The following is a 19849-nucleotide window of genomic DNA, read 5'->3' as shown; positions in this document are numbered from 1 at the left end:
CCGAACGCCGGGAGCGGAAGGCAGCGCCGCCCCCGGCCGGTATCCGGCCGGGGGCGGCTTTTCCCGTCCGTTGCCGGGCTGGGAGCACCGGAGGGGAGGGGCTTCACACCACCGCTGATTCAGTGCTTCTTGTGGTGGTGGTTCTTCTGGTGCGGGGCGTTGGTCGCGCAGCTGTTGCCGAAGGCCGGGTTCAGGATGCCGATGACGTCCACGGTGTTGCCGCAGGCGTTGATCGGGACGCTGACCGGAACCTGGACCACATTGCCCGACAGCACGCCCGGGGAGCCCGCGGCAGCGGCGGAGGCCGACGCGCCCCCGCTGCCGGTGCCGTGCGCGGAGGCGACCGTCGCCCCGCCGAAGAGCGCGGTGGTCGCAAGAGCCGTAAGAGCGGTGAACTTCGCCATTCGTGACATGACAACTGGCCTTTCTGCAAAAGAGTGAGAGGCGGCCGTACTGCCGCTTACCTTCTCCCTCTTGATCGGGTCAGCCGCGTCCAAAGTTGCGGGGCCAACCGTTTTTCACCTGTTCGGCCGCACGGATTGCCCCGCGCCGCTTTCCTTCCGGCCGCTTCCCCGCCATTCGGGCGTGCCCGCGGCGCTGGCAGCCGACCGCCATACAGAAGGTTTGTTAGCTTAGCGTTTTAGTGACCCGTTCGACCTATGAGCGACATACGTAACGAGGGGTAGCGTGCCGTTCTCCCGGAAAACTGCCATGGATCAGCGCGGTGGCCACTCGTCGGTCGCGGTCAGCAGCCGTTCAGCGCAAACGGAGGACGGCGCGGAAACCGAAGTGCGCTGCCCGGCCGCCGAAACACCGTCCGTTCCTCGTTACGACTACGAGAAATTCAGCCGGCTGGCCGGGCCACTGACCGTGCCGGACACCGACGCCGGGCCCTACCGGGTGCAGTACCGCTCGCTGTCGAGCAGCAGTTCGCACCGGCTGCTGACGGCCCTGCTGCTGGCGTGCGCGCCGCTGGCCTCACTGGCGCTGCTCATCTGGCTGATGCAGCCGCAGCACTGGGTGCACCGGGAGTACGCGGCGGGCTGGGAGATCTTCGCCGACACCGTCATGCTCGTCTCCATCGGGCTGCTGGAGGCCTTCCGCGTCCTGAACGTCGTCTCCATCGCCCACGCCACGCTCGTCGCCCGGGACCCGGTACCGGTCCGAGCGGCACCCGGCACCCGGGTGGCGTTCCTGACCACCTTCGTCCCCGGCAAGGAGCCCCTGGAGATGGTCCGGGCGACGCTGACGGGGGCCGCCGCGCTGCGGCACGACGGACCGCTGGACGTGTGGCTGCTGGACGAGGGAAATGTTCCCGAAGTGCGGGAGCTGTGCGAGGAGCTGGGCGTCCGGCACTTCTCCCGCAAAGGCGTGGAGAAATGGAACCAGCCGACCGGCCCGTACCGCGCGAAGACCAAGCACGGCAATTACAATGCCTGGCTGGCAGCGCACGGCGACGGTTATGAATTCATGGCCGGGGTGGACACGGACCATGTGCCGTTGCCCGCTTACCTGGAACGCATGCTGGGCTTTTTCCGGGATCCGGACGTGGCGTTCGTCGTCGGCCCGCAGGTCTACGGGAACTACGACAGCACGGTCGCGAAGGCCTCCGAGAGCCAGCAATTCCTCTTCCACGCGCTGATCCAGCGCGCCGGTAACGCGTACGGCTCACCGATGTTCGTCGGCACCAACAACTGCGTACGGATCAGCGCCCTGAAACAGGCCGGCGGTTTCTACGACTCCATCACCGAGGACATGGCCACCGGGCTGGAGATCCACCGCCGGGAGAATCCCACGACCGGCCGCCCCTGGCGCTCGGTCTACACCCCCGACGTGCTGGCGGTGGGCGAGGGCCCTGCCACCTGGACCGACTTCTTCAACCAGCAGCTGCGGTGGAGCCGCGGCACCTACGAGTCGATCATCCGGCAGTTCTGGCGGGCGGTCGTCCGCCTCTCCCCCGGCCAGGCGCTCAACTACGGGCTGATGGTGACCTACTACCCGATCGCCGGCATCAACTGGGCCATCGGCGGCCTGTCCTGCGCACTGTTCCTCTGTCTGGGCGCCTCCGGCGTCCATGTCGAGTCGCAGATGTGGATGATGCTGTACAGCGACGCCGCGGCCCTGCAGATCGGGCTGTACATGTGGAACCGGCGACACAACGTCAGCCCGCACGAGCCGCAGGGGTCCTCGGGCATCGCGGGGATGGCGATGTCCGCGATGTCGGCACCGCTGTACGCGCGCTCGCTGACGGGGGCGGTGCTGCGGCGTAAGGCCGGCTTCGTCGTCACCTCGAAGGGTGACACCGCCAACCCGGACCGGCTGCGCACGTTCACCACCCACCTGGCGTGGGCCGGAGTCTTCTCCATGACGCTGATCGCCTCGGTCTTCCTCGGCCACACCCACGTGGCCATGCGGACCTGGGCCGCGATCGCGCTGGTGATCGCCGTCGCCCCGCTGGCGGTCTGGCGCCTCTCCCCGGTCCTCGAACGTCGCCGCGCCGAGCAGTCCCCGACCCCCGCCCCGGCCCCGATCCCGGCCGCCGCCGGGGAGCTCACGCCCGGCCCCGCCGAAGCCGCCGAAGCCGCCGATGCCGCCGAGGGGCCCGAAACCGAGGCCGGCGAGACCAGCGAGGCCCCTGACGACGAAGCGGAGCGGTTCCGGGAGCTGGTGCGGCACGCCCTCGACTCCGAAGCGCCGTTCTCCTGGGTCACCGCCGACGTGGCGTACGGGCGGGACCGGCCGCTGCGCGACTGGCTGGAGGAGTCCCGCGTCCCGTACGTCCTGGCGCTCGGGGCCGACGACACGGTGCACACCGCGGACGGCGCCGACGCGCGCGTGGACGCACTGGTCACGACGCTCCCCGTGCAGGCGTGGAAGTACGTACGGGGCCGGATCGACCCGCGGGAGGCGCGCGAGTACGCCTGGGCGCGGGTCACGATCCGCCCGGCACCGCAGGACGGGTTCGGACGCTGGGTGCTGGCCCGGCGGAACGGTGGCGACCCGCAGGGGATCGCCTACTACGTCTGCTACGGGCCGTCGGCCGCGCGGCTGACGGACCTGGTGAAGGTCGCGTCGAGCCGGTGGGCGGTGGAGGAGTTCCTGCGCAGTCCGGACACCGGAGGCGGTCCGCCCGTCCTCGACGGGGCCGACGCGCCCGCGCCGTCCTGACACCCGGGCGGCTCCCGTCCCTTCTCTCTGGTCCTCCGGGACCGCCTCACCCTCAGGAGGCCCCCACGTGAGATTCAGGCCCAGCCCCCGCACCCGCAAGGTGGCGGTCGGCGCCGTCGCGCTGAGTGCGGTCGGCGCGATGAACGCGCCCGCGGTCATCGGCTTCGCCTCGCACAAGTACCACGACTACAAGATCAACCAGCCCTCCTACAAGGCGCGGTACGGCCACTGGGACCTGGCGGACGTCCCGGAGCGCTTCCGGATCAACTCCATCCACGCCGCGCTGCTGCACACCGGCAAGGTGCTGATGATCGCCGGTTCCGGCAACGACGAGCAGAACTTCGACGCCGGCACGTTCCAGAGCGTCCTGTGGGACCCCGTGAAGAACACCTTCAAGGAGATCCACACACCGAAGGACATGTTCTGCGCCGGCCACGCCCAGCTGCCGGACGGCAAACTGCTGGTCGCGGGCGGCACCCGCCGGTACGAGAAGCTCAAGGGCGACGTCACCCGGGCCGGCGGCCTGATGGTCGTCAAGAACGAGGACCCCGACAAGCCGCGCACCCTGCCCAAGGGCACCGTCTTCCGCAGCCCGAAGGGGATCGAGTACCGCTCGCAGTTCCCGGCGGTCGTGCCGCGCGCGAAGAAGACGCCCGCCCGCGACGGGAGCGGGAAGATGCGGGTCACCGCGCGCGAGGCACGCGTGTTCGTCGAGGCCGTGCGGCGCGGTAAGGCCGGGGTGACCAACACGGCGGCGCAGTACGACATCAAGGGCCTCAAAGGCGCGGACGCCCGCAACCACTACGGTCTGGCGACCAAGCTCGGCCTGGACAAGAAGGACTTCCAGGGGCTGAAGGACGCGTACGAGTTCGATCCGGTCGCCGAGCGGTACCTCCGTGTCGACCCGATGAGCGAGGCCCGCTGGTACCCGACGCTGGTGACCCTCAAGAGCGGCAAGGTCCTCGCGGTGTCCGGGCTGGACGACATGGGCGAGATCATCCCGGGCAAGAACGAGATCTACGACCCGAAGACCCGCAAGTGGTCCAAGGGGCCGAACCGCTATTTCCCGACCTATCCCGCGCTCTTCCTGACCGGCAACGGCAAGCTCTTCTACTCCGGTTCCAACGCCGGCTACGGCCCGGCCGAGAAGGGCCGGGTGCCCGGCATCTGGAACGTCAGGAAGAACACCTTCAAGCCGGTGCCCGGCCTGACGGAGGCCGACCGGACCGAGACCTCCGCATCCGTGCTGCTGCCGCCCGCGCAGAAGCAGCAGGTGATGCTCTTCGGCGGGGGCGGCGTCGGCGAGTCCCCGCGGTCCACGGGGCGTACCGCGCTGGTGGACCTGACCGAGAAGAACCCGCGGTACCACGCCGGGCCCGACCTGTCGGAGGGCACCCGGTACCTGAACGCGGTGCTCACCCCGGACGACAAGGTCTTCACCAGCGGCGGGTCCCGCGACTACCGGGGCAAGGGCGCCAGCGACAACCACAAGGCGCAGATCTTCGACCCGCGCACCCGGGCCTTCACCCGGGTCGCCGACCCGACCGTGGGCCGTAACTACCACTCCGAGGCGCTGCTGCTGCCGGACGGGCGGATCGCGGTCTTCGGCTCGGACCCGCTTTTCTCGGACCGGGCGGACAGCCGGGGCGGGGAGTTCGAGAAGCGCATCGAGGTGTACACGCCGCCGTACCTCTACGAGCGGACGCGCCCGGCGGCGGCGCACGGCCCGGTCGAGGTGGAGCGGGGCGGGACCACCCGCTTCACCGTCGCCGGCGCCGGGAAGGTGAAGACCGCCCGGCTGATGCGCCCGAGCGCCGTCACCCATGTCACCGATGTGGAGCAGCGGTCCATCGCGCTGGACTTCACGCGCCGGGGCGGAACGCTGTCGGTGAAGGTGCCCGGCAGTCACTCACTGGTGCCCCGGGGCTGGTACATGCTCTTCCTCATGGACTCGCGGGGGACGCCGTCGCAGGCGAAGTGGGTTCACGTGAAGTGACCGGGGCCGCGGCCGGTGCCGGGGAGGGTGCGGCGCCGGCCTGCTGCTGTTCCGGCCGCTGCGGCGGCTCGGGAGAAGGCTGCTGCGGGGACTGCTGATCCGGAGAGGGCTGGTCCGGGCGGCGCGGCGGCTCCGGGGCCTGTGGGCGTTCCAGCGAGCCGCGGACCAACTGCAGCGCATAGTCGGTCCACCACTGGCCGGCCGGCGGTCCGCCGCGGCAGGTGCCGTCGGACTCGCCGGGCCGCTTGATCCACAGGTAGGCGTCCACGAGCGGGTGCCCGGTGCGGGTGGTGGGAGGTGTGCCGAGCGCGCGGTCGGGCGGGTTGCACCAGCTCTCCTCGCCGCTCGCCGGGTCCTGGTCGGGCGGGGGCGGGCCGTTGCCGTTGCGGCTGGTGTCGATCACGTAGTGGGCGCCGCCGAGCGCCCGGGAGAGCTTGTCGCCGTACTCCTCGCTGGCCTTGGTGGTCTGGAAGTTGGAGACGTTGAGCGCGAAGCCGTCGGCGTGCTTGACGCCCGCGGACGACAGGAACTTGGCGAGCGCGTCGATGTCCTTGATCCAGGAGGCGTTGCCCGCGTCCACGTAGACCGAGGTGCCCGGGCGCGTCTTGAGGGTGCGGACCGCCTCGTTCAGCAGCGCCAGGCGGTCGGCGCGGGCGCGGTTGCGGCAGCCGGCGACGGTGTGCGGCACCGCGTCCGGCTCCAGCACGACGACCGCCTTGCGGCTGCCCAGCCCTTGGGCCAGCCGGGCGACGTACTGGCGGTACGCGTCGTCGCTGCCGGCGCCGCCGGCCGAGTAGTGGCCGCAGTCGCGCTGCGGGATGTTGTAGGCGACGAAGACCGGTACCTGGCTGTCGCCGGCCGCCTCCTTGGTGATGCGCGCGACGCGGGACGCGGGGTTGTCCTCGGTCAGCCAGACGGCCACGGGCCGGTCGGCGATCCGGCGCAGCAGGCCCGCCTCCGCCTCCCGTCCCCGTTCGGCGAGCACCCGTGCCTTGCGGGCACCCGCGGTGTCGGGGTCGACCCAGAAGCCGGTCTGCTTTCCCTCGGGTGCCGCGGCCCAGCACGCGGCGGTCAGCATGCCGAGCAGCGGCAGCACTCCGAGGGCCACGCCCGCCCGGTTATTTCGCCAACTCATCAGCGGCCTGCCCAGTCATCGGCGTCCTCTCCTTCGCGGTGCGCACCGTACGGCACGCCGCACAACGAAACGGTCATTCCATGTCATACCCCTTCAGAGTGACACGGAATGACCGTCGTTCGTGTTATTTACTGCCCGGTCGTGCCGGACCGCGAGGGAGTGGCACCCCGTCAGGGCACCTCGGGCCGCGCGTACTCGGACATCGCGTCGACCAGCCAGCGCGCCAGATGGTCGGCGAACGAGGAGCGCGGGAGCAGCCGGTAGGTGTCCTCGGCCGTCCGCCAGAGGAGGACGGGAACGGGCCCGAGCTGGGTGCTCACCGCCCGGCCCGGGGCGAAGACCCGCGGGTGGAGATCGAGCGGACAGCCCTTGTCCAGCACGTCGCGGGCCGCCGGGCCGCGCAGTTCGAGGACGGTGCGGTTGCCGGAGACGTCGACGGCCGAGCCGGGCTCGCCCGCCAGCGCCTCCTGGAGTTCGGCGGTCAGCGGGTCAGCGCCGGGCGGCGCGACGACCAGCCACTCGTCGGGCCCGAGCCACAGCGTGGTGCGCGGCCCGGCCGGTGCCGTCTCCCCGCAGCGCGCGGGCAGCGCGGCGCCCAGACACTTCGCCACCCGGGCGGCGGCGAACGACTCCGGGTCGACGCGCAGGCTCACCATCGTGGCGTACGGCCACTCGCTGACGGCGACCCCGCGCGGTCCGGTGACGGTGGCGTCCCGGAGCAGGCCGGCGAGGTGGGCGAGCGGGCTGCGGCGGAGCGCCGCGGGCCCGGCGGCGGTGTCGGTGAGGGTCGGCTCAGCCATCGCGCTTGGTCCCTTCGGGGTCGTAGAGGACGGGTCCGGTCACCACGACGGGTACGAGGTCGTCGCCGACGACGGCGAGCAGGGTGTCGCCGATCCGGTCGCGGCCCGCCTTGACCATCGCCAGGCCGAACGGGCGGCCGAGTGCCGGGCTGTAGTAGGCGGAGGTGACGTGGCCGAGCATCGGGACCGGCCCGTCTTCCGGTGTCACGGGCACACCCTGGTCGATGATCTGGGTGCCTTCGGGGAGGCGGGTGGTGCGGTCGGTGGGCAGCAGGCCGATCAGGTGCTTGCGGTCGGCGCGCGCCGTGTCGGGCCGGCTGAAGGAGCGCTTGCCGACGAAGTCCTTCAGCTTGGAGACCACCCAGGACATCCCGGCGTCCTGCGGGGTGACCGTGCCGTCGGTGTCCTGGCCGACGATGATGAAGCCCTTCTCGGCCCGGAGCACGTGCATGGTCTCGGTGCCGTACGGAGTGATGCCGTACGGGCGGCCCGCCTCGTGCACCTCGTCCCAGACCGCCCGGCCGTACCAGGACGAGACATTGATCTCGAAGGCCAGCTCGCCGGAGAAGGAGATCCGGCAGACCCGCGCCGGAACCCCGGAGGCGAGGGTGGTCTCGCGGAAGGTCATGAAGGGGAAGGCGTCGTTGGAGACGTCCAGGTCGGGCGCCACCCGGGCGATGACCTCACGGGACTTGGGGCCCACGACGGCGACGGTGGTCCACTGCTCGGTGACCGAGGTGCACTTCACGTCCAGCTCGGGCCACTCGGTCTGCAGCCACTCCTCCAGCCAGTCCAGGACGGTGGCGGCGTTGCCGGTGGTGGTGGTCATGAAGTAGCGGTCCTCGGCGACGCGCAGGGTCACGCCGTCGTCGAAGATCATGCCGTCCGGCTTGCACATCACGCCGTAGCGCGCGAAGCCGGTCTTCAGCTTCTTGAAGCCGTTGGTGTAGATGCGGTTGAGGAACTCGCCGGCGTCGGCGCCCCATATCTCGATCTTGCCGAGGGTGGAGGCGTCCATGAAGGCGACGCCCTCGCGGGCCGCCCGGCACTCCCGCTCCACCGCGGCGTCCATGTCCTCGCCGGACCGCGGGTAGTACCACGGCCGCTTCCACTGCCCGACGTCCTCGAACTCCGCGCCCTGCTCGACGTGCCAGTCGTGGACCGGGGTCCGGCGCACCGGGTCGAAGAGCTCCCCGCGCTCGCGCCCGGCCAGGGCCGCGAAGGCGACGGGCGTGTAGGGCGCGCGGTAGGTGGTGGTGCCGATGTCGCCCGGCGCACACGCCGGGGAGCCGGCCTCCTTCAGCAGTTCACCGATGACGCCGATGGCGTTGACGCCGGAGGTCTTGCCCTGGTCGTTGGCGGTGCCCAGCGAGGTGTACCGCTTGACGTGCTCGGCGCCGCGCATCCCGGCTCCGGTGGAGCGCCGCACGTCGGCGACCGTGACGTCCCGCTGGAGGTCGACGAAGTGGCTGTCCCAGGCGCCGGGGTCGTCGCCCTCGCCGGGGACCAGCCAGACCGGCCGTACGGGCGTAGGCGGTTCGGGCGCCGGCCCGTCGGGGACGACGGTCGCGAAGCCCGCTTCCGCGGCGGCCAGCGCACCGGCCCGGGCCCCGGCCGCGGCACAGTCCGCCGGACCGTACGTGCCGCACACCGCGCCCGCGAGGTGCTGTCCGGGCACCGCCGCCACGGGCACGAACCCGGCCACCTCCTCGTCCCAGCGCACCTTGCCCTGCCGCTGGGAGTGCAGGTGGACGACCGGCGTCCAGCCGCCGGAGACAGCGAGGAGGTCGCAGTCGAAGGACCGGGCCGGGCCGCTCACCCGCCCGTCCTCCTCCAGGGCGCGCACGGTGACGCCGGTCAGCCGCGGGTCGCCCGCGGTGCCGGTGACGACGCTGCCGGTCAGTACCTCCACCCCGGTCTCCGTGGCGAACTCGCCCGCCCGGTCGGACAGTTCGGTGCGGGTGTCGACGACGGCGGCGACCTCGACGCCGGACGCGCAGAGATCGGCCGCCGTCTCGTAGGCGCTGTCGTTCGTGGTGGTGACGACGACCCGGGCGCCGGGCGCCACGGCGTACCGGTTGAGGTACGTCCGGACGGCGGAGGCGAGCATGATGCCGGGGCGGTCGTTGTCGGCGAAGACCAGCGGCCTTTCGTGGGCACCGGTGGCCAGCACGACCCGCGCCGCCCGGATGTGCCACAGCCGCTGCCGCGAGACGCCTTCGGGCGCCTCGGCGCCGAGGTGGTCGGTGCGCCGCTGCACGGCGAGCACGTAGTTGTCGTCGTAGGAGCCGAAGGCGCTGGTGCGGGTGAGTACGGTCGTCTCGGGCGCGGCGTCCAGCGCGGCCCGGGTCTCGCGCACCCAGTCGCGCGCGTCCCGGCCGTCGACCTTCTCGTGGCGGCCGGAGAGCAACGCCCCGCCGGGTTCGGGCTGTTCGTCGATGAGGAGGACCCGGGCGCCGGTGGCCGAGGCGGTGGCGGCGGCCGCGAGTCCCGCCGGTCCGGCGCCGATGACCAGGACGTCGGTGTGGACGTACTTCTTGTCGTAGACGGCGGTGTCGGGCGTCGGGTCGAGCCGGCCCAGCCCGGAGAGCGTGGTGGCGGCCAGGCCGTCGTACAGCTCCACGGTGGTGGCCGGGAGCATGCCCTCGGAGCAGGGCCCGGCGAGCTGGAGGAGTGCGTTGGGCTCCTCGACACCGGCGGCGGTGATGCCCCGGGGGCGGCCGCGGTAGATCGAGGGCGCCGCCTCGACGGCGCCGGCCGCCAGCAGCGCGGAGGCGACGGTGTCGCCGGGGTGGCCGCTCAGTTCGCGTCCGTCGACGGTGAAGTGGAGCGTGGTGGCGCGGTCGACGCGGCCTCCGTGGGGAAGGCGGCAGGGCTGCTCGGTCATCGGTTCCCTCCCTCGGACAGGGCGTCGGGGCGCGGCTCGTCGAGCCGGTAGGTGGCCAGTACCTGGTAACTGACGGTGTCGCGGACCGCGTTGAACCAGCGGCGGCAGCCGGTCGCGTGCGACCAGCGTTCGGCGAAGGGGCCCTTGGGGTTGTCGCGGTAGAAGACGTACTCGGCCCACTGCGGATCGTCGAGATCCGCGGGGGAATCGGGGTACGGGAGGTGGGCCTGGCCCCCGTAGTGGAATTCGGTCTCGTCGCGGGGCCCGCACCATGGGCAGTTCAGCAGGAGCACCGTGCGTCCTCTCAGTGGGCCACGGCGGCGGCGCCGTGTTCGTCGATCAGGGCGCCCGTGACGAAGCGGTCCAGGGCGAAGGGGGCGTTGAGGGGGTGCGGCGAGTCGGTCGCGATGGTGTGCGCGAAGGTCCACCCGGCGGCCGGCGTGCCCTTGAAGCCGCCGGTCCCCCAGCCGCAGTTGACGTACATGTTCTCCACCGGGGTGGTGGAGATGATCGGCGAGGCGTCCGGGGTGACATCGACGATGCCGCCCCAGGTCCGCAGCACATGGGCGCGGGCGAAGATCGGGAAGAGCTCGACCGCCGCGGCCATCTGCTGCTCGATGACGTGGAAGGCGCCGCGCTGCCCGTATCCGTTGTAGGAGTCCACGCCCGCGCCCATCACCAGCTCGCCCTTGTGCGCCTGGGAGACGTAGACGTGCACGTGGTTGGACATCACGACGGTCGGGTGGACCGGCTCGTGCAGCTCGGAGACGAGGGCCTGGAGCGGGTGGGACTGCACGGGGAGGCGGAAGCCGGCCATCTCCGCGAGGACGCTGCTGTGGCCCGCTGCCGCGAGCCCGACCCGGCCGGCGTTGATGCGGCCGCGGTTGGTCTCCACGCCGACGACCCGGTCACCGTCCTTCACGAAGCCGGTGACCTCGCAGTGCTGGATGATGTCGACGCCGAGTTCGTCGGCGCGGCGGGCCAGCGCCCAGGCCACGTGGTCGTGCTTGGCGATGCCGGCCCGCGGCTGGTAGGTGCCGCCGAGTACGGGGTACCGGGTGTCGCTGGAGGTGTTGAGGATCGGGCAGACCTCGGCGACCTCGTCGGGACTTAGCCACTCCGCGTCCACGCCGTTGAGCTTGTTGGCGCCGACCCGGCGGACGCCTTCGCGCACGTCCTGGAGGGTGTGCGCGAGGTTGAGGACGCCGCGCTGGCTGAAGAGGAAGTCGTAGTCCAGCTCGGCGGGCAGGCCCTCCCACAGCTTCAGCGCGTGCTCGTATATCGCCGCGCTCTCGTCCCAGAGGTAGTTGGAGCGGATGATGGTGGTGTTGCGGGCCATGTTGCCGCCCGCGAGCCAGCCCTTCTCCAGGACCGCGACGTTCGTGATGCCGTGGACGGTGGCGAGGTAGTAGGCCGTGGCGAGACCGTGTCCGCCGCCCCCGACGATCACCACGTCGTAGGAGGACCGGGGCTCGGGGTTGCGCCAGAGGTGATCGGGGTGCTCGGGCAACGGCTTCGTGCTCATGCGGTGGCTCCGTTCGGGCCCGGGTACAGGGGGAACTTGTCCGCGAGCGCCGCGACGCGGCCGCGCAGCGCTGCGGCGCGCGCCTCGTCGGGCTCGTCCATCAGCGTCTGCGCGATGACGTCGGCGACCTCGCGGAACTCCTCGGTGCCGAAGCCGCGGGTGGCCAGCGCCGGGGTGCCGATGCGCAGGCCGGAGGAGACCATCGGCGGGCGGGGGTCGAAGGGGACGGCGTTGCGGTTGACCGTGATGCCGATGCGGTGCAGCCGGTCCTCGCCCTGCTGTCCGTCGAGGGTGGAGTTGCGCAGGTCGACGAGGACGAGGTGGACCTCGGTGCCGCCGGTGAGGACGGAGATGCCGGTCTCGGCGACGTCGTCGGAGAGCAGCCGCCCGGCCAGGATGCGGGCGCCTTCCAGCGTGCGGCGCTGCCGCTCCTTGAACTCCTCGGAGGCGGCGACCTTGAACGCCACGGCCTTGGCGGCGATCACGTGCTCCAGCGGGCCGCCCTGCTGACCGGGGAAGACCGCCGAGTTGATCTTCTTGGCGAGCTCCGCCCTGGACAGGATCACACCGCCGCGCGGGCCGCCGAGCGTCTTGTGGGTGGTCGTGGTGACGACATCGGCGTACGGGACGGGGCTCGGGTGCAGCCCGGCGGCGACCAGACCGGCGAAGTGCGCCATGTCGACCATCAGGTACGCGCCGACCTCGTCCGCGATCCGGCGGAAGGCGGCGAAGTCCAGCTGTCGCGGGTACGCGGACCAGCCCGCGACGATCAGCTTCGGCCGGTGCTCGCGGGCGAGCCGCGCGACCTCGTCCATGTCGATGCGCAGGTCGTCCTTGCTGACGTGGTACGGGACGACGTTGTAGAGCTTGCCGGAGAAGTTGATGCGCATGCCGTGGGTGAGGTGGCCACCGTGCGCGAGGTCCAGCCCGAGAATGGTGTCGCCCGGCTTGAGGAGGGCGAACATCGCCGCGGCGTTGGCCTGCGCGCCGGAGTGCGGCTGCACGTTGGCGGCCTCGGCGCCGAACAGTTCCTTGACCCGGTCGACGGCCAGCTGCTCGACGACGTCGACGTGCTCGCAGCCGCCGTAGTAGCGGCGGCCGGGATACCCCTCGGCGTACTTGTTGGTGAGGACCGAGCCCTGGGCCTCCATGACGGCGGCGGGCGCGAAGTTCTCCGACGCGATCATTTCGAGGGTGGACTGCTGGCGGTGGAGTTCGGCATCGACAGCGGCCGCGACCTCGGGGTCGAGCGCGCCGAGCGGGGAGTTGAGGGCGTTCGAAGGTTTCGCTGCCATCTGCGGCGCTCCTAGAATCCGCTTGAAGCCCAACTGATATATCAGGCTGTGCGGTAACGTATGTGAGCCCGGAGAACAGGTCAAGAGGTGCCCCGATGAACGGTCCCGAGTCCCCTGCGGAGGAGCTGTCGCTCGCCGAGCGTGCCTACCGCGCGATCCGGGACCGGCTGGTCATGCTGGACATCAGACCCGGCGCCCCGATCAACGAGGAACAGCTCTCCCAGTCCCTCGGCTTCGGCCGTACCCCCGTACGCGAAGCGCTCAAGCGCCTGCAGTACGAGCGGCTGATCGCGACGTTCCCCCGCCGCGGCACCTTCGCCACCGAGGTCAACATCACCGACCTCGCTCACATCTCCGAGGTCCGCCGGCAGCTGGAGCCGATGGCCGCGGCGCAGGCCGCCCGGCACGCCACCGCCGAGGACCGGTCCCGGCTGACCGCCCTGCTGCACGAGCTGGAGAGCGCGAGCGAGCAGGGCCGCAGCCCGGATGACCTGATGCGCCTGGACCTCGCGGTGCACCGCGCCATCTACGCCGCCACGCACAACCCGTACCTGGAGGACACCCTCGTCCAGTACGACAACCTCGCCACCCGCGTGTGGTGTCTCTTCGTCGACCGGCTGCCCGGCATGGCCGGCCACGTCGGCGAGCACGGCCCGCTGCTGCGCACCATCGCCGCCGGCGACCCGGACAAGGCCGCCGAGCTGGCCCACAGCCACGTCCAGGGTTTCGAGCGCGCGATCCGCGAGGCCCTCTGACCGCCTCCGGCACGGGCGCACCACCCCACTCCGGTCCGTGAAGTTCTGACCTTGGTTTCCCTGGGGCGGGGCGGTTTTGGGACCGTATACCGAAGGGGACCGGGGGAACTCGACAGCACCGCGCGGCAGTGGCCTGCGGCGCGGCGGGGCCCGGCGGCGACGGTCCACCGTCGAGCCACAGCGCGGCGGCCATGCCCCGCGCCGGACCAGTCGAGGTGACCCTGATGACCACCACAGCCCAGCCCGAAAACGCGGCTCCGCACGTGACGACGGCCCTGCCGCAGGCGGAGCCGCCGCCCGTCGCCGCTCCCCCGACGCCCCGGCAGATGCGCGCCCTGGGCACCTTCGCGACCGGGGTGACCGTGGTGACCGGCGTGGACGGCAGCGAACCGGTCGGCTTCACCTGCCAGACCTTCGCCTCGGTCTCCCTCACTCCCCCGCTGGTGCTCTTCTGCGCCGGCCACGACGGCCGCAGCTGGCCGCGGATCCGAGCTGCCGGCCGGTTCACGGTCAATGTGCTGGCCGAGGACCAGGCGGACCTGAGCACACGCTTCGGGTCGCGGACGGGACGGAAGTACGAGGGGCTGGGCTGGGACCTGTCACGCTGGGGCACACCGTCGCTGCCCGGGGTGCTGCTGCGCGTGCACGCCGAGATCGCCGACGTGTACGGCGCCGGGGACCACGACGTGGTGATCGGCCGGGTCCTCGCCCTGGAACCGGGACGCGAGGCCCGCCCGCTCCTCTACCTCCGCGGCCAGTTCGTCGGAACCACGGCCGCGCCGCCGCCGAGTTGGCCCCGGTCCCGGCCCGCGTGAGGAAGGGCGCGTACAGAAGCCTGTGCGAAGAAGGAGGCCCGACGGCCGCCTATAGGGTGAGCGGGCCAGGCCGAGAGACAGGGGAGGACCGGTGCCGAACGGGTACGACGTGGCACGCGCCGCCGGGGTGTCCCAGACCACGGTGTCCCGGGTCTTCCGGGGCGACACCCTCGTCGCCGCACGCACCCGCGACCACGTCCTGGAGGTCGCCCGGCGCCTCGGATACGCCCCCAACCTCGCGGCCCGGACCCTGACCACGAACCGCGCGTACACCGTCGCCGTGATCACCCCGGACGTGGTGAACCCCCTGTACCCCCAGGAGATCACCACGCTGCACGGCGAGTTCAGCGCGGCGGGCTACCGCACGATGCTGCTCACCCGGGGCGACCCGGGTGGGGACGAGGACGGCGCGCCGCGCGACCTGGACGCGCTGCGCGGGCGGGCGGTGGACGGCGTGGTGTTCGCCGCCGCGACCGTCGAATCACCGGCCGTGGCCGAGTTCCTGGCGTCAGGCATGCCGCTGGTGCTGCTCCACCGGGACACCGAGCGGGGCGAGGTGGACCGGGTACTGAGCGACGAGCGGGCGGGCTGCGAGCTCGCGGCGCGGTACGCGGTGGGCCTGGGCCACCGGCGGATCGGCGTGCTCACCGGCCCGCCGGACACCTCCAGCGGCCGGTACCGGCGGCAGCACTTCGAAAACGCGCTGGCCGAGCTGGGGTGCCCGCTGGACCCGAAGTACGCGCGCTGGGGCAGCCATTCGCACGAGACCGGCTTCGCGCTCGCGGAGGAGCTGCTGGCGCTGGACCCGGCGCCGACGGCCGTGCTGTGCGGCAGCGACATCGTGGCGTACGGCGTGCTGGACGCGGCGCGGCGCCGGGGCCTGCGGGTCCCGGCGGACCTGTCGGTGATCGGCTTCGACGACCTCGCGATGTCCAGCTGGTCGATGATCGGGCTGACCACGGTGCGCCAGCCGCTGGCGGAGATGGCCAGGGCCGCGGCGACGACGCTGCTGCACCGCATCGAACAGCCGGCGGCGCACACCCCGCGGCGGCAGGTCTTCGACGTGGAGCTGATCGAGCGCGGCACGTCGGGTCCCGCGCCGCACTGACCGTCCGCGCCGCGCCGGGCCGTACCCGGCTCAGCCGACCGTCGCCGAGCCCTCGGGTTCCTGCCCCGCGTGCCCCGGCATCCGGGCGGCGATCACCGCGATGTCGTCGCTGCTGTCCGCCGACGGCCCCGCGACCAGGGCCCGGCAGAAGTCGTCCAGCGGCTCGGTGGCGAGCCCGGCCGCCTGCCGGCGCAGCCGTTCCAGCCCCACGTCGATGTCCTCGTCGGGGCGCTCGACCAGCCCGTCGGTGTAGAGCAGGACGGTGCTGCGCGGCGGCAGCGGCTCTTTGCTGCTCGCCCGCTCCTGGTCGGGGGCGAGCCCGCCGAGCATGATGTCCTGGGCGGCGTCCAGGAACCGGGCCTCGCCCTCGGCCGTGACCAGCAGCGGCGGCAGATGCCCCGCGACGCTGAAGTGCAGCTGCCAGGGCCCGCCCTCGGGGCCCTCGATGCGGGCGTACACGCAGGTCGCCGTGCCCTCTTCGGTACCGAGGATCTGGGTGCTCACGTCCAGCCGGCGCAGGATGTCGCCGGGCGGCTCCTGCCGGTCGACGACCAGGCTGCGCAGCATGTTCCGCATCTTGCTCATGGCGACGGCGGCGGTCAGGTCGTGCCCGGCGACGTCGCCGATGATCAGGGTGGTGGCGCCGTCGGGCAGCACGAAGGAGTCGTACCAGTCGCCGCCCACCTCGTCCGCCATCGAACTGGGCAGGTAGCGGGCGACGATCTCCAGACCGTCGACCAGCGGCGGATCGGTGAGCAGGCTCCGCTGCAGCGCGAGGGCGATGCGCTGGGTGTGCCGGAGCTCCAGGGTGTTGCTGAAGACCGGCAGCGACTGGTCCAGGACGGCCCGGACGAGGCTCAGCTCGCCGCGGCCGAACGATTCCCGCTCGCGGCAGGCGTAGACGGCGACGACCGCATGCACGCTGCCGGCGATGGTGACGGGAAACATCACCACGTCGTGCACCTCCGCCAGCTCCGCCCACGGCGCGACGCCCGGCGGCACCTTCTCGGGCGGCACGGGGCCGGGACGGAGCCTGCGGTGGATCGGGCGGCGCTCGTGGATCACCTGGTCGAAGGCCGAGCCGGGGGACACCCGTTCGGGGCGCAGCGGGGCCACGGCCGCGGGCAGCCCGTGCCGGATGGTGGAGGAGATCCGGTGGATGATGCCCGCCCCCCGTTCGGCGCCCGGCTCGCTCTCGGGGAAGAGGTACACGCCGCAGGCGTCGGCCAGCTCCGGCACGATCACCCGGCCGACCGCCGCGAAGGCCCGGTCGGCGTGGGCCGACTCGGTCACCGCGGCGGAGGCCCGCGCCAGCAGCTCCTTACGGCGGTCCGCGACCCACTGGTCCTCGATGTCGGCGCAGGCGCCGACCCACTCCACGACCTGACCGTTCTCCCGGATGGGGACCGCGCGCAGCTCGCAGTGGCGATAGCAGCCGTCCCGGTGCCGCAGCCGGAAGCGGTGCTGGAACAGCTGCGGCACCTCCTGGACCGCGCGGCCCCACGCCTCGGCGAGCGCCCGCCGGTCATCGGGGTGCGCGGCGTTCAGCCAGCCGCGCCCGCAGAGCCGGTCCCAGGGCATGCCCGTGACCCGCTCCCAGCCGGGGCTGCCCTCCACGAGCCCGCCGTCCCGGTCGGTGACCCACACCTTCTGCGCACCGGCCGTCACCAGGCTCTGGTACCGGTGGAGGACGCGCAGCCGCTTCTCCGACAGCATGCGGGCCCGCTCCTTGGCGGTCACCTCGCCAGTGACCTCCATGGCCACCAGCAGGACGCCGACCTCGTCCGGGGTGCCGGCCCGCCCCTCGGGCGCGGCCCGGGAGAGGCTGAGGCTGAACCAGCGGTCGCGTACTTCGCCCTGCGCGTCCTCGATGCGCACCGGCCGGTCGGGGCCGATCTGCGCCGGCTGACCCGTGCGGTACACCTCGTCCAGAAGAGTGAAGGCCTCCTGCGGTTCGAGATCGGCCATGACCTCGCGGGCGGGCACGCCGAGCGGCCGGTCGCCGAAGAGCTTGCGGTAGACGGCGTTGGTGTACGCGAGGACGTGGTCGGGGCCGCGGAAGACGGCCACGGCGACCGGCGCCGGGTCGAACACGTCCAGCGCCGGGATGACGGGGGACGTGCTGTGCCCGGTCCCGTGCGGCTGTTCAGTCACCATCGCGCCCTTCCACGTCGCCTATGCGCCATTATCCACTCAATAGAGCAGGTTTCCGCTGAAAAGTACGCGTGAACGGGTGGGGCGGGCTCGGGGTCCGCCCGCCGTCGGGGCTTGACGTCGGCGTCACCCCGTCCTTAGCTTCGTCGCCTGTATGACTGCGCAGTCATACAGCACTGTCATCCAGAGTGAGGAAGCCGGCGATGTCTCCACGTAACGGTCCGCTGCGCATCGGGATCATCGGCGCCGGGCTCATGGGCGCCAAGCACGCCGAATTCCTCGCCCGGGAGCAGGACGCCCGGCTGGTCGCCGTCGCCGACCCGTACAGCTCCGCGCTGGCCGAGCGGTGCGGCGTACCTCATGTGAGGTCGCATCAGGAGCTGCTGGCACGGGGCGACATGGACGCCGTGATCATCGCCAGCCCCAACCAGGCGCACGTGACGACCGCGGTGGACTGTCTGGCGGCCGGCGTCCCGGCCCTGCTGGAGAAGCCGGTGGCCACCTCGCCCGCCGAGGCCGACGTGCTGCTCGCCGCGGAGCGGGAGCACGGCGTCCCGCTGCTCGTCGGGCACCACCGCCGGCACCACCCCGCCGTGGCCGCGGCCCGTGACTTCGTGCGCGGCGGCGGTCTCGGGCGGCTGGTGGCCGTCAACGGGCTCTGGCTGACGAAGAAGGACGACGCGTACTTCGACCAGGAGTGGCGGCGCAGCAAGGGCGCGGGGGTGATGCTGATCAACCTGGTGCACGATCTGGACCTGGTGCGGCACATCTGCGGGGAGATCACCACCGTGCAGGCGCGTACCAGCAACGCGGTGCGGGGCCACGAGGTGGAGGAGACGGCGAGCGTCATCGTGGGTTTCGAGTCCGGTGCGCTGGGGTCGTTCCTGATCTCCGACACCGTGGTGGCGCCGTGGGGCTGGGACCAGGCCACCGAGGACGACCCGTCGTTCCCGTACCGGCCCGACGGCTCCTGCTACTCGATCGCCGGGACCACCGGCTCGCTGTCCTTCCCGCAGCTGGCGCACTACCACCACGAGGGCACCTCGGACTGGACCCGGCCGCTGAGCACGCGGTTCGTACCGAAGGGCACCGGGGATTCGTACACGAACCAGCTGCGGCACTTCGTCGCGGTGGCGCGCGGCGAGGCGGAGCCGGCCGTTTCGGTCGCGGACGCGGCGCGCACCCTCGCCCTGATCGAGACGGCGCAGCGTGCCGCGGAGTCCGGTGCCACGGAGACCGTCGGGCCGCGGTGACGCGCACCGGCCGGAAATCACCGGCCCGGCGCGCGAGCACGCAGGCCCTGCCGAAAGCGCTGGCAGGATGCTCGGCATGACCGACCATCCGTTACTCGGAACGCACGAGGTGCCCGCGCTGGAACCGCTGCTCGCCCGGGTGGGCGAGGTGTTCGCCGCCGGGCCGGTCCAGGACTCGGGGTGCCGTACGTACGGCGTACGGCTGCCGGACGGCGAACGCTGGTGCGTGAAGGAGGCCGTGACGGACGCGGCGGAGCGGTCCCTGGACCGCGGCCGGGCGTTCCACCGGGCGGTGCGGCACCCCGTGATCGTGCCGCAGGTGCACCGGCTGCGGGTGGGCGAGCGGTCGGCGGTGGTACTGCCCTGGCGGGACGGCGAGTCGCTGTACCACCGGGCGCCGGCGGCCGGTCCCGGGCAGCGGCCGGGCGGTGCGCTGGCGCGCTTTCGCGCGCTCCCCGTGGCACGGGTACTGACGGCGCTGGACGCGATCCTGGATGCGCACCTCGCGGTGGAGCGGGCCGGGTACGTCGCGGTGGACTTCTACGACGGTGCGGTGCTGTACGACTTCGCCACGCATACACCGCACCTCGTCGACCTGGACGAGTACCGCCCCGGCCCGTTCACCGTGCAGGCGCACCGGTTACCGGGGTCGCGGCGGTTCATGGCGCCGGAGGAGTGGGTGCGGGGCGCGGTCATCGACATCCGCACGACGGTGTTCACCCTCGGGCGGACGGCGCGGCTGCTGCTGGACGCGGGCGACGAGGAGCGCGCCTGGCGCGGCACGCCGCGGCAGCGTGCCGTGATAACCCGGGCGACCTGCGCCGATCCGCCGCACCGCCACTCCGGTGTGCGGCAGTTCGTCGAGGAGTGGCGGGCGGCCTGCCGCGAACGGGCGGGCGGCGAGGCTCACGCACCCCTTGGCCGCGGCGAGTTGATGCATTAATCTACCGAGCAGCAC

Annotated in this window: 14 protein-coding genes and 1 pseudogene; 7 read left to right on the top strand and 8 right to left on the bottom strand. The window is 72.1% G+C overall.

Going from position 1 to position 19849, the window contains the following annotated elements; all coding sequences use genetic code 11:
* Positions 1-119: 119 nt before the first annotated feature.
* The gene (locus ABZ840_RS23235; protein WP_361562016.1) at positions 120-413 is read right to left on the bottom strand and encodes a chaplin; all 294 of its coding nucleotides are present in this window, start codon (positions 411-413) and stop codon (positions 120-122) included.
* 298 nt (positions 414-711) lie between these two features.
* Here ABZ840_RS23235 and ABZ840_RS23230 point away from each other — a divergent pair.
* Together ABZ840_RS23230 and ABZ840_RS23225 are read left to right on the top strand one after the other, a co-directional pair.
* A pseudogene (locus tag ABZ840_RS23230) lies at positions 712-2475 on the top strand (glycosyltransferase family 2 protein); the annotation flags it as partial.
* Between the two features lie 760 nt (positions 2476-3235).
* Positions 3236-5164: a kelch motif-containing protein gene (locus ABZ840_RS23225; RefSeq protein WP_361562015.1), complete on the top strand. Its 1929-nt coding sequence runs from the start codon at positions 3236-3238 to the stop codon at positions 5162-5164.
* Here ABZ840_RS23225 and ABZ840_RS23220 read toward each other — a convergent pair.
* The 6 genes from ABZ840_RS23220 to glyA all read right to left on the bottom strand — a co-directional run bounded on the left by ABZ840_RS23220 (position 5112) and on the right by glyA (position 12806).
* Positions 5112-6272 (bottom strand): glycoside hydrolase family 6 protein, encoded by a 1161-nt coding sequence (locus ABZ840_RS23220; RefSeq protein ID WP_361562014.1) that lies wholly within the window; start codon positions 6270-6272, stop codon positions 5112-5114. The two genes, ABZ840_RS23225 and ABZ840_RS23220, sit on opposite strands and share 53 nt — an antisense overlap.
* Positions 6273-6469: 197 nt before the next feature.
* A complete protein-coding gene (soxG, locus tag ABZ840_RS23215) occupies positions 6470-7099 on the bottom strand; it encodes a sarcosine oxidase subunit gamma family protein (protein WP_361562013.1) in 630 nt (209 codons plus the stop codon).
* On the bottom strand, positions 7092-9986 hold the full coding sequence (locus tag ABZ840_RS23210) for a sarcosine oxidase subunit alpha family protein (RefSeq protein WP_361562012.1): 2895 nt from the start codon (positions 9984-9986) through the stop codon (positions 7092-7094). Before ABZ840_RS23210 ends, soxG begins: the two co-directional genes overlap by 8 nt.
* A complete protein-coding gene (locus ABZ840_RS23205) occupies positions 9983-10279 on the bottom strand; it encodes a sarcosine oxidase subunit delta (protein ID WP_361562011.1) in 297 nt (98 codons plus the stop codon). Before ABZ840_RS23205 ends, ABZ840_RS23210 begins: the two co-directional genes overlap by 4 nt.
* Positions 10280-10290: 11 nt before the next feature.
* A complete protein-coding gene (locus ABZ840_RS23200) occupies positions 10291-11511 on the bottom strand; it encodes a sarcosine oxidase subunit beta family protein (RefSeq protein WP_361562010.1) in 1221 nt (406 codons plus the stop codon).
* On the bottom strand, positions 11508-12806 hold the full coding sequence (gene glyA, locus ABZ840_RS23195) for a serine hydroxymethyltransferase (protein WP_361562009.1): 1299 nt from the start codon (positions 12804-12806) through the stop codon (positions 11508-11510). The genes ABZ840_RS23200 and glyA overlap by 4 nt, the downstream gene beginning before the upstream one ends.
* 95 nt (positions 12807-12901) lie before the next feature.
* Here glyA and ABZ840_RS23190 point away from each other — a divergent pair, with 95 nt between their 5' ends.
* The 3 genes from ABZ840_RS23190 to ABZ840_RS23180 all read left to right on the top strand — a co-directional run bounded on the left by ABZ840_RS23190 (position 12902) and on the right by ABZ840_RS23180 (position 15484).
* Positions 12902-13561, top strand: a complete 660-nt coding sequence (locus tag ABZ840_RS23190; RefSeq protein WP_361562008.1) for a GntR family transcriptional regulator — start codon at positions 12902-12904, stop codon at positions 13559-13561.
* A gap of 224 nt (positions 13562-13785) precedes the next feature.
* Positions 13786-14376, top strand: a complete 591-nt coding sequence (locus ABZ840_RS23185; RefSeq protein WP_361562007.1) for a flavin reductase family protein — start codon at positions 13786-13788, stop codon at positions 14374-14376.
* A 91-nt stretch (positions 14377-14467) separates the two neighbouring features.
* On the top strand, positions 14468-15484 hold the full coding sequence (locus tag ABZ840_RS23180; RefSeq protein WP_361562006.1) for a LacI family DNA-binding transcriptional regulator: 1017 nt from the start codon (positions 14468-14470) through the stop codon (positions 15482-15484).
* Between the two features lie 30 nt (positions 15485-15514).
* Here the strand turns inward: ABZ840_RS23180 and ABZ840_RS23175 are convergent, their stop codons facing one another.
* On the bottom strand, positions 15515-17641 hold the full coding sequence (locus tag ABZ840_RS23175) for a SpoIIE family protein phosphatase (RefSeq protein ID WP_361562005.1): 2127 nt from the start codon (positions 17639-17641) through the stop codon (positions 15515-15517).
* 200 nt (positions 17642-17841) lie between these two features.
* On the opposite strand from ABZ840_RS23175, the gene ABZ840_RS23170 reads away from it, so the two are divergent.
* Together ABZ840_RS23170 and ABZ840_RS23165 are read left to right on the top strand one after the other, a co-directional pair.
* A complete protein-coding gene (locus tag ABZ840_RS23170; protein WP_361562004.1) occupies positions 17842-18891 on the top strand; it encodes a Gfo/Idh/MocA family oxidoreductase in 1050 nt (349 codons plus the stop codon).
* Positions 18892-18967: 76 nt separating this feature from the next.
* The gene (locus ABZ840_RS23165) at positions 18968-19834 is read left to right on the top strand and encodes a serine/threonine protein kinase (RefSeq protein WP_361562003.1); all 867 of its coding nucleotides are present in this window, start codon (positions 18968-18970) and stop codon (positions 19832-19834) included.
* The last annotated feature ends 15 nt before the right edge of the window (positions 19835-19849 follow it).

The organism is Streptomyces sp. NPDC047117, assembly GCF_040643545.1.
Taxonomy (GTDB): Bacteria; Actinomycetota; Actinomycetes; order Streptomycetales; family Streptomycetaceae; genus Streptomyces.
This window is presented reverse-complemented; position numbering and strand designations above follow the sequence as displayed.

Coding starts and splice junctions, on each gene's coding strand:
- ABZ840_RS23200 (WP_361562010.1), bottom strand. CDS start 11,511: ATGAGCACGAAGCCGTTGCCCGAGCACCCCGATCACCTCTGGCGCAAC.
- ABZ840_RS23165 (WP_361562003.1), top strand. CDS start 18,968: ATGACCGACCATCCGTTACTCGGAACGCACGAGGTGCCCGCGCTGGAA.
- ABZ840_RS23210 (WP_361562012.1), bottom strand. CDS start 9,986: ATGACCGAGCAGCCCTGCCGCCTTCCCCACGGAGGCCGCGTCGACCGC.
- soxG (WP_361562013.1), bottom strand. CDS start 7,099: ATGGCTGAGCCGACCCTCACCGACACCGCCGCCGGGCCCGCGGCGCTC.
- ABZ840_RS23170 (WP_361562004.1), top strand. CDS start 17,842: ATGTCTCCACGTAACGGTCCGCTGCGCATCGGGATCATCGGCGCCGGG.
- ABZ840_RS23190 (WP_361562008.1), top strand. CDS start 12,902: ATGAACGGTCCCGAGTCCCCTGCGGAGGAGCTGTCGCTCGCCGAGCGT.
- ABZ840_RS23235 (WP_361562016.1), bottom strand. CDS start 413: ATGTCACGAATGGCGAAGTTCACCGCTCTTACGGCTCTTGCGACCACC.
- glyA (WP_361562009.1), bottom strand. CDS start 12,806: ATGGCAGCGAAACCTTCGAACGCCCTCAACTCCCCGCTCGGCGCGCTC.
- ABZ840_RS23175 (WP_361562005.1), bottom strand. CDS start 17,641: ATGGTGACTGAACAGCCGCACGGGACCGGGCACAGCACGTCCCCCGTC.
- ABZ840_RS23185 (WP_361562007.1), top strand. CDS start 13,786: ATGACCACCACAGCCCAGCCCGAAAACGCGGCTCCGCACGTGACGACG.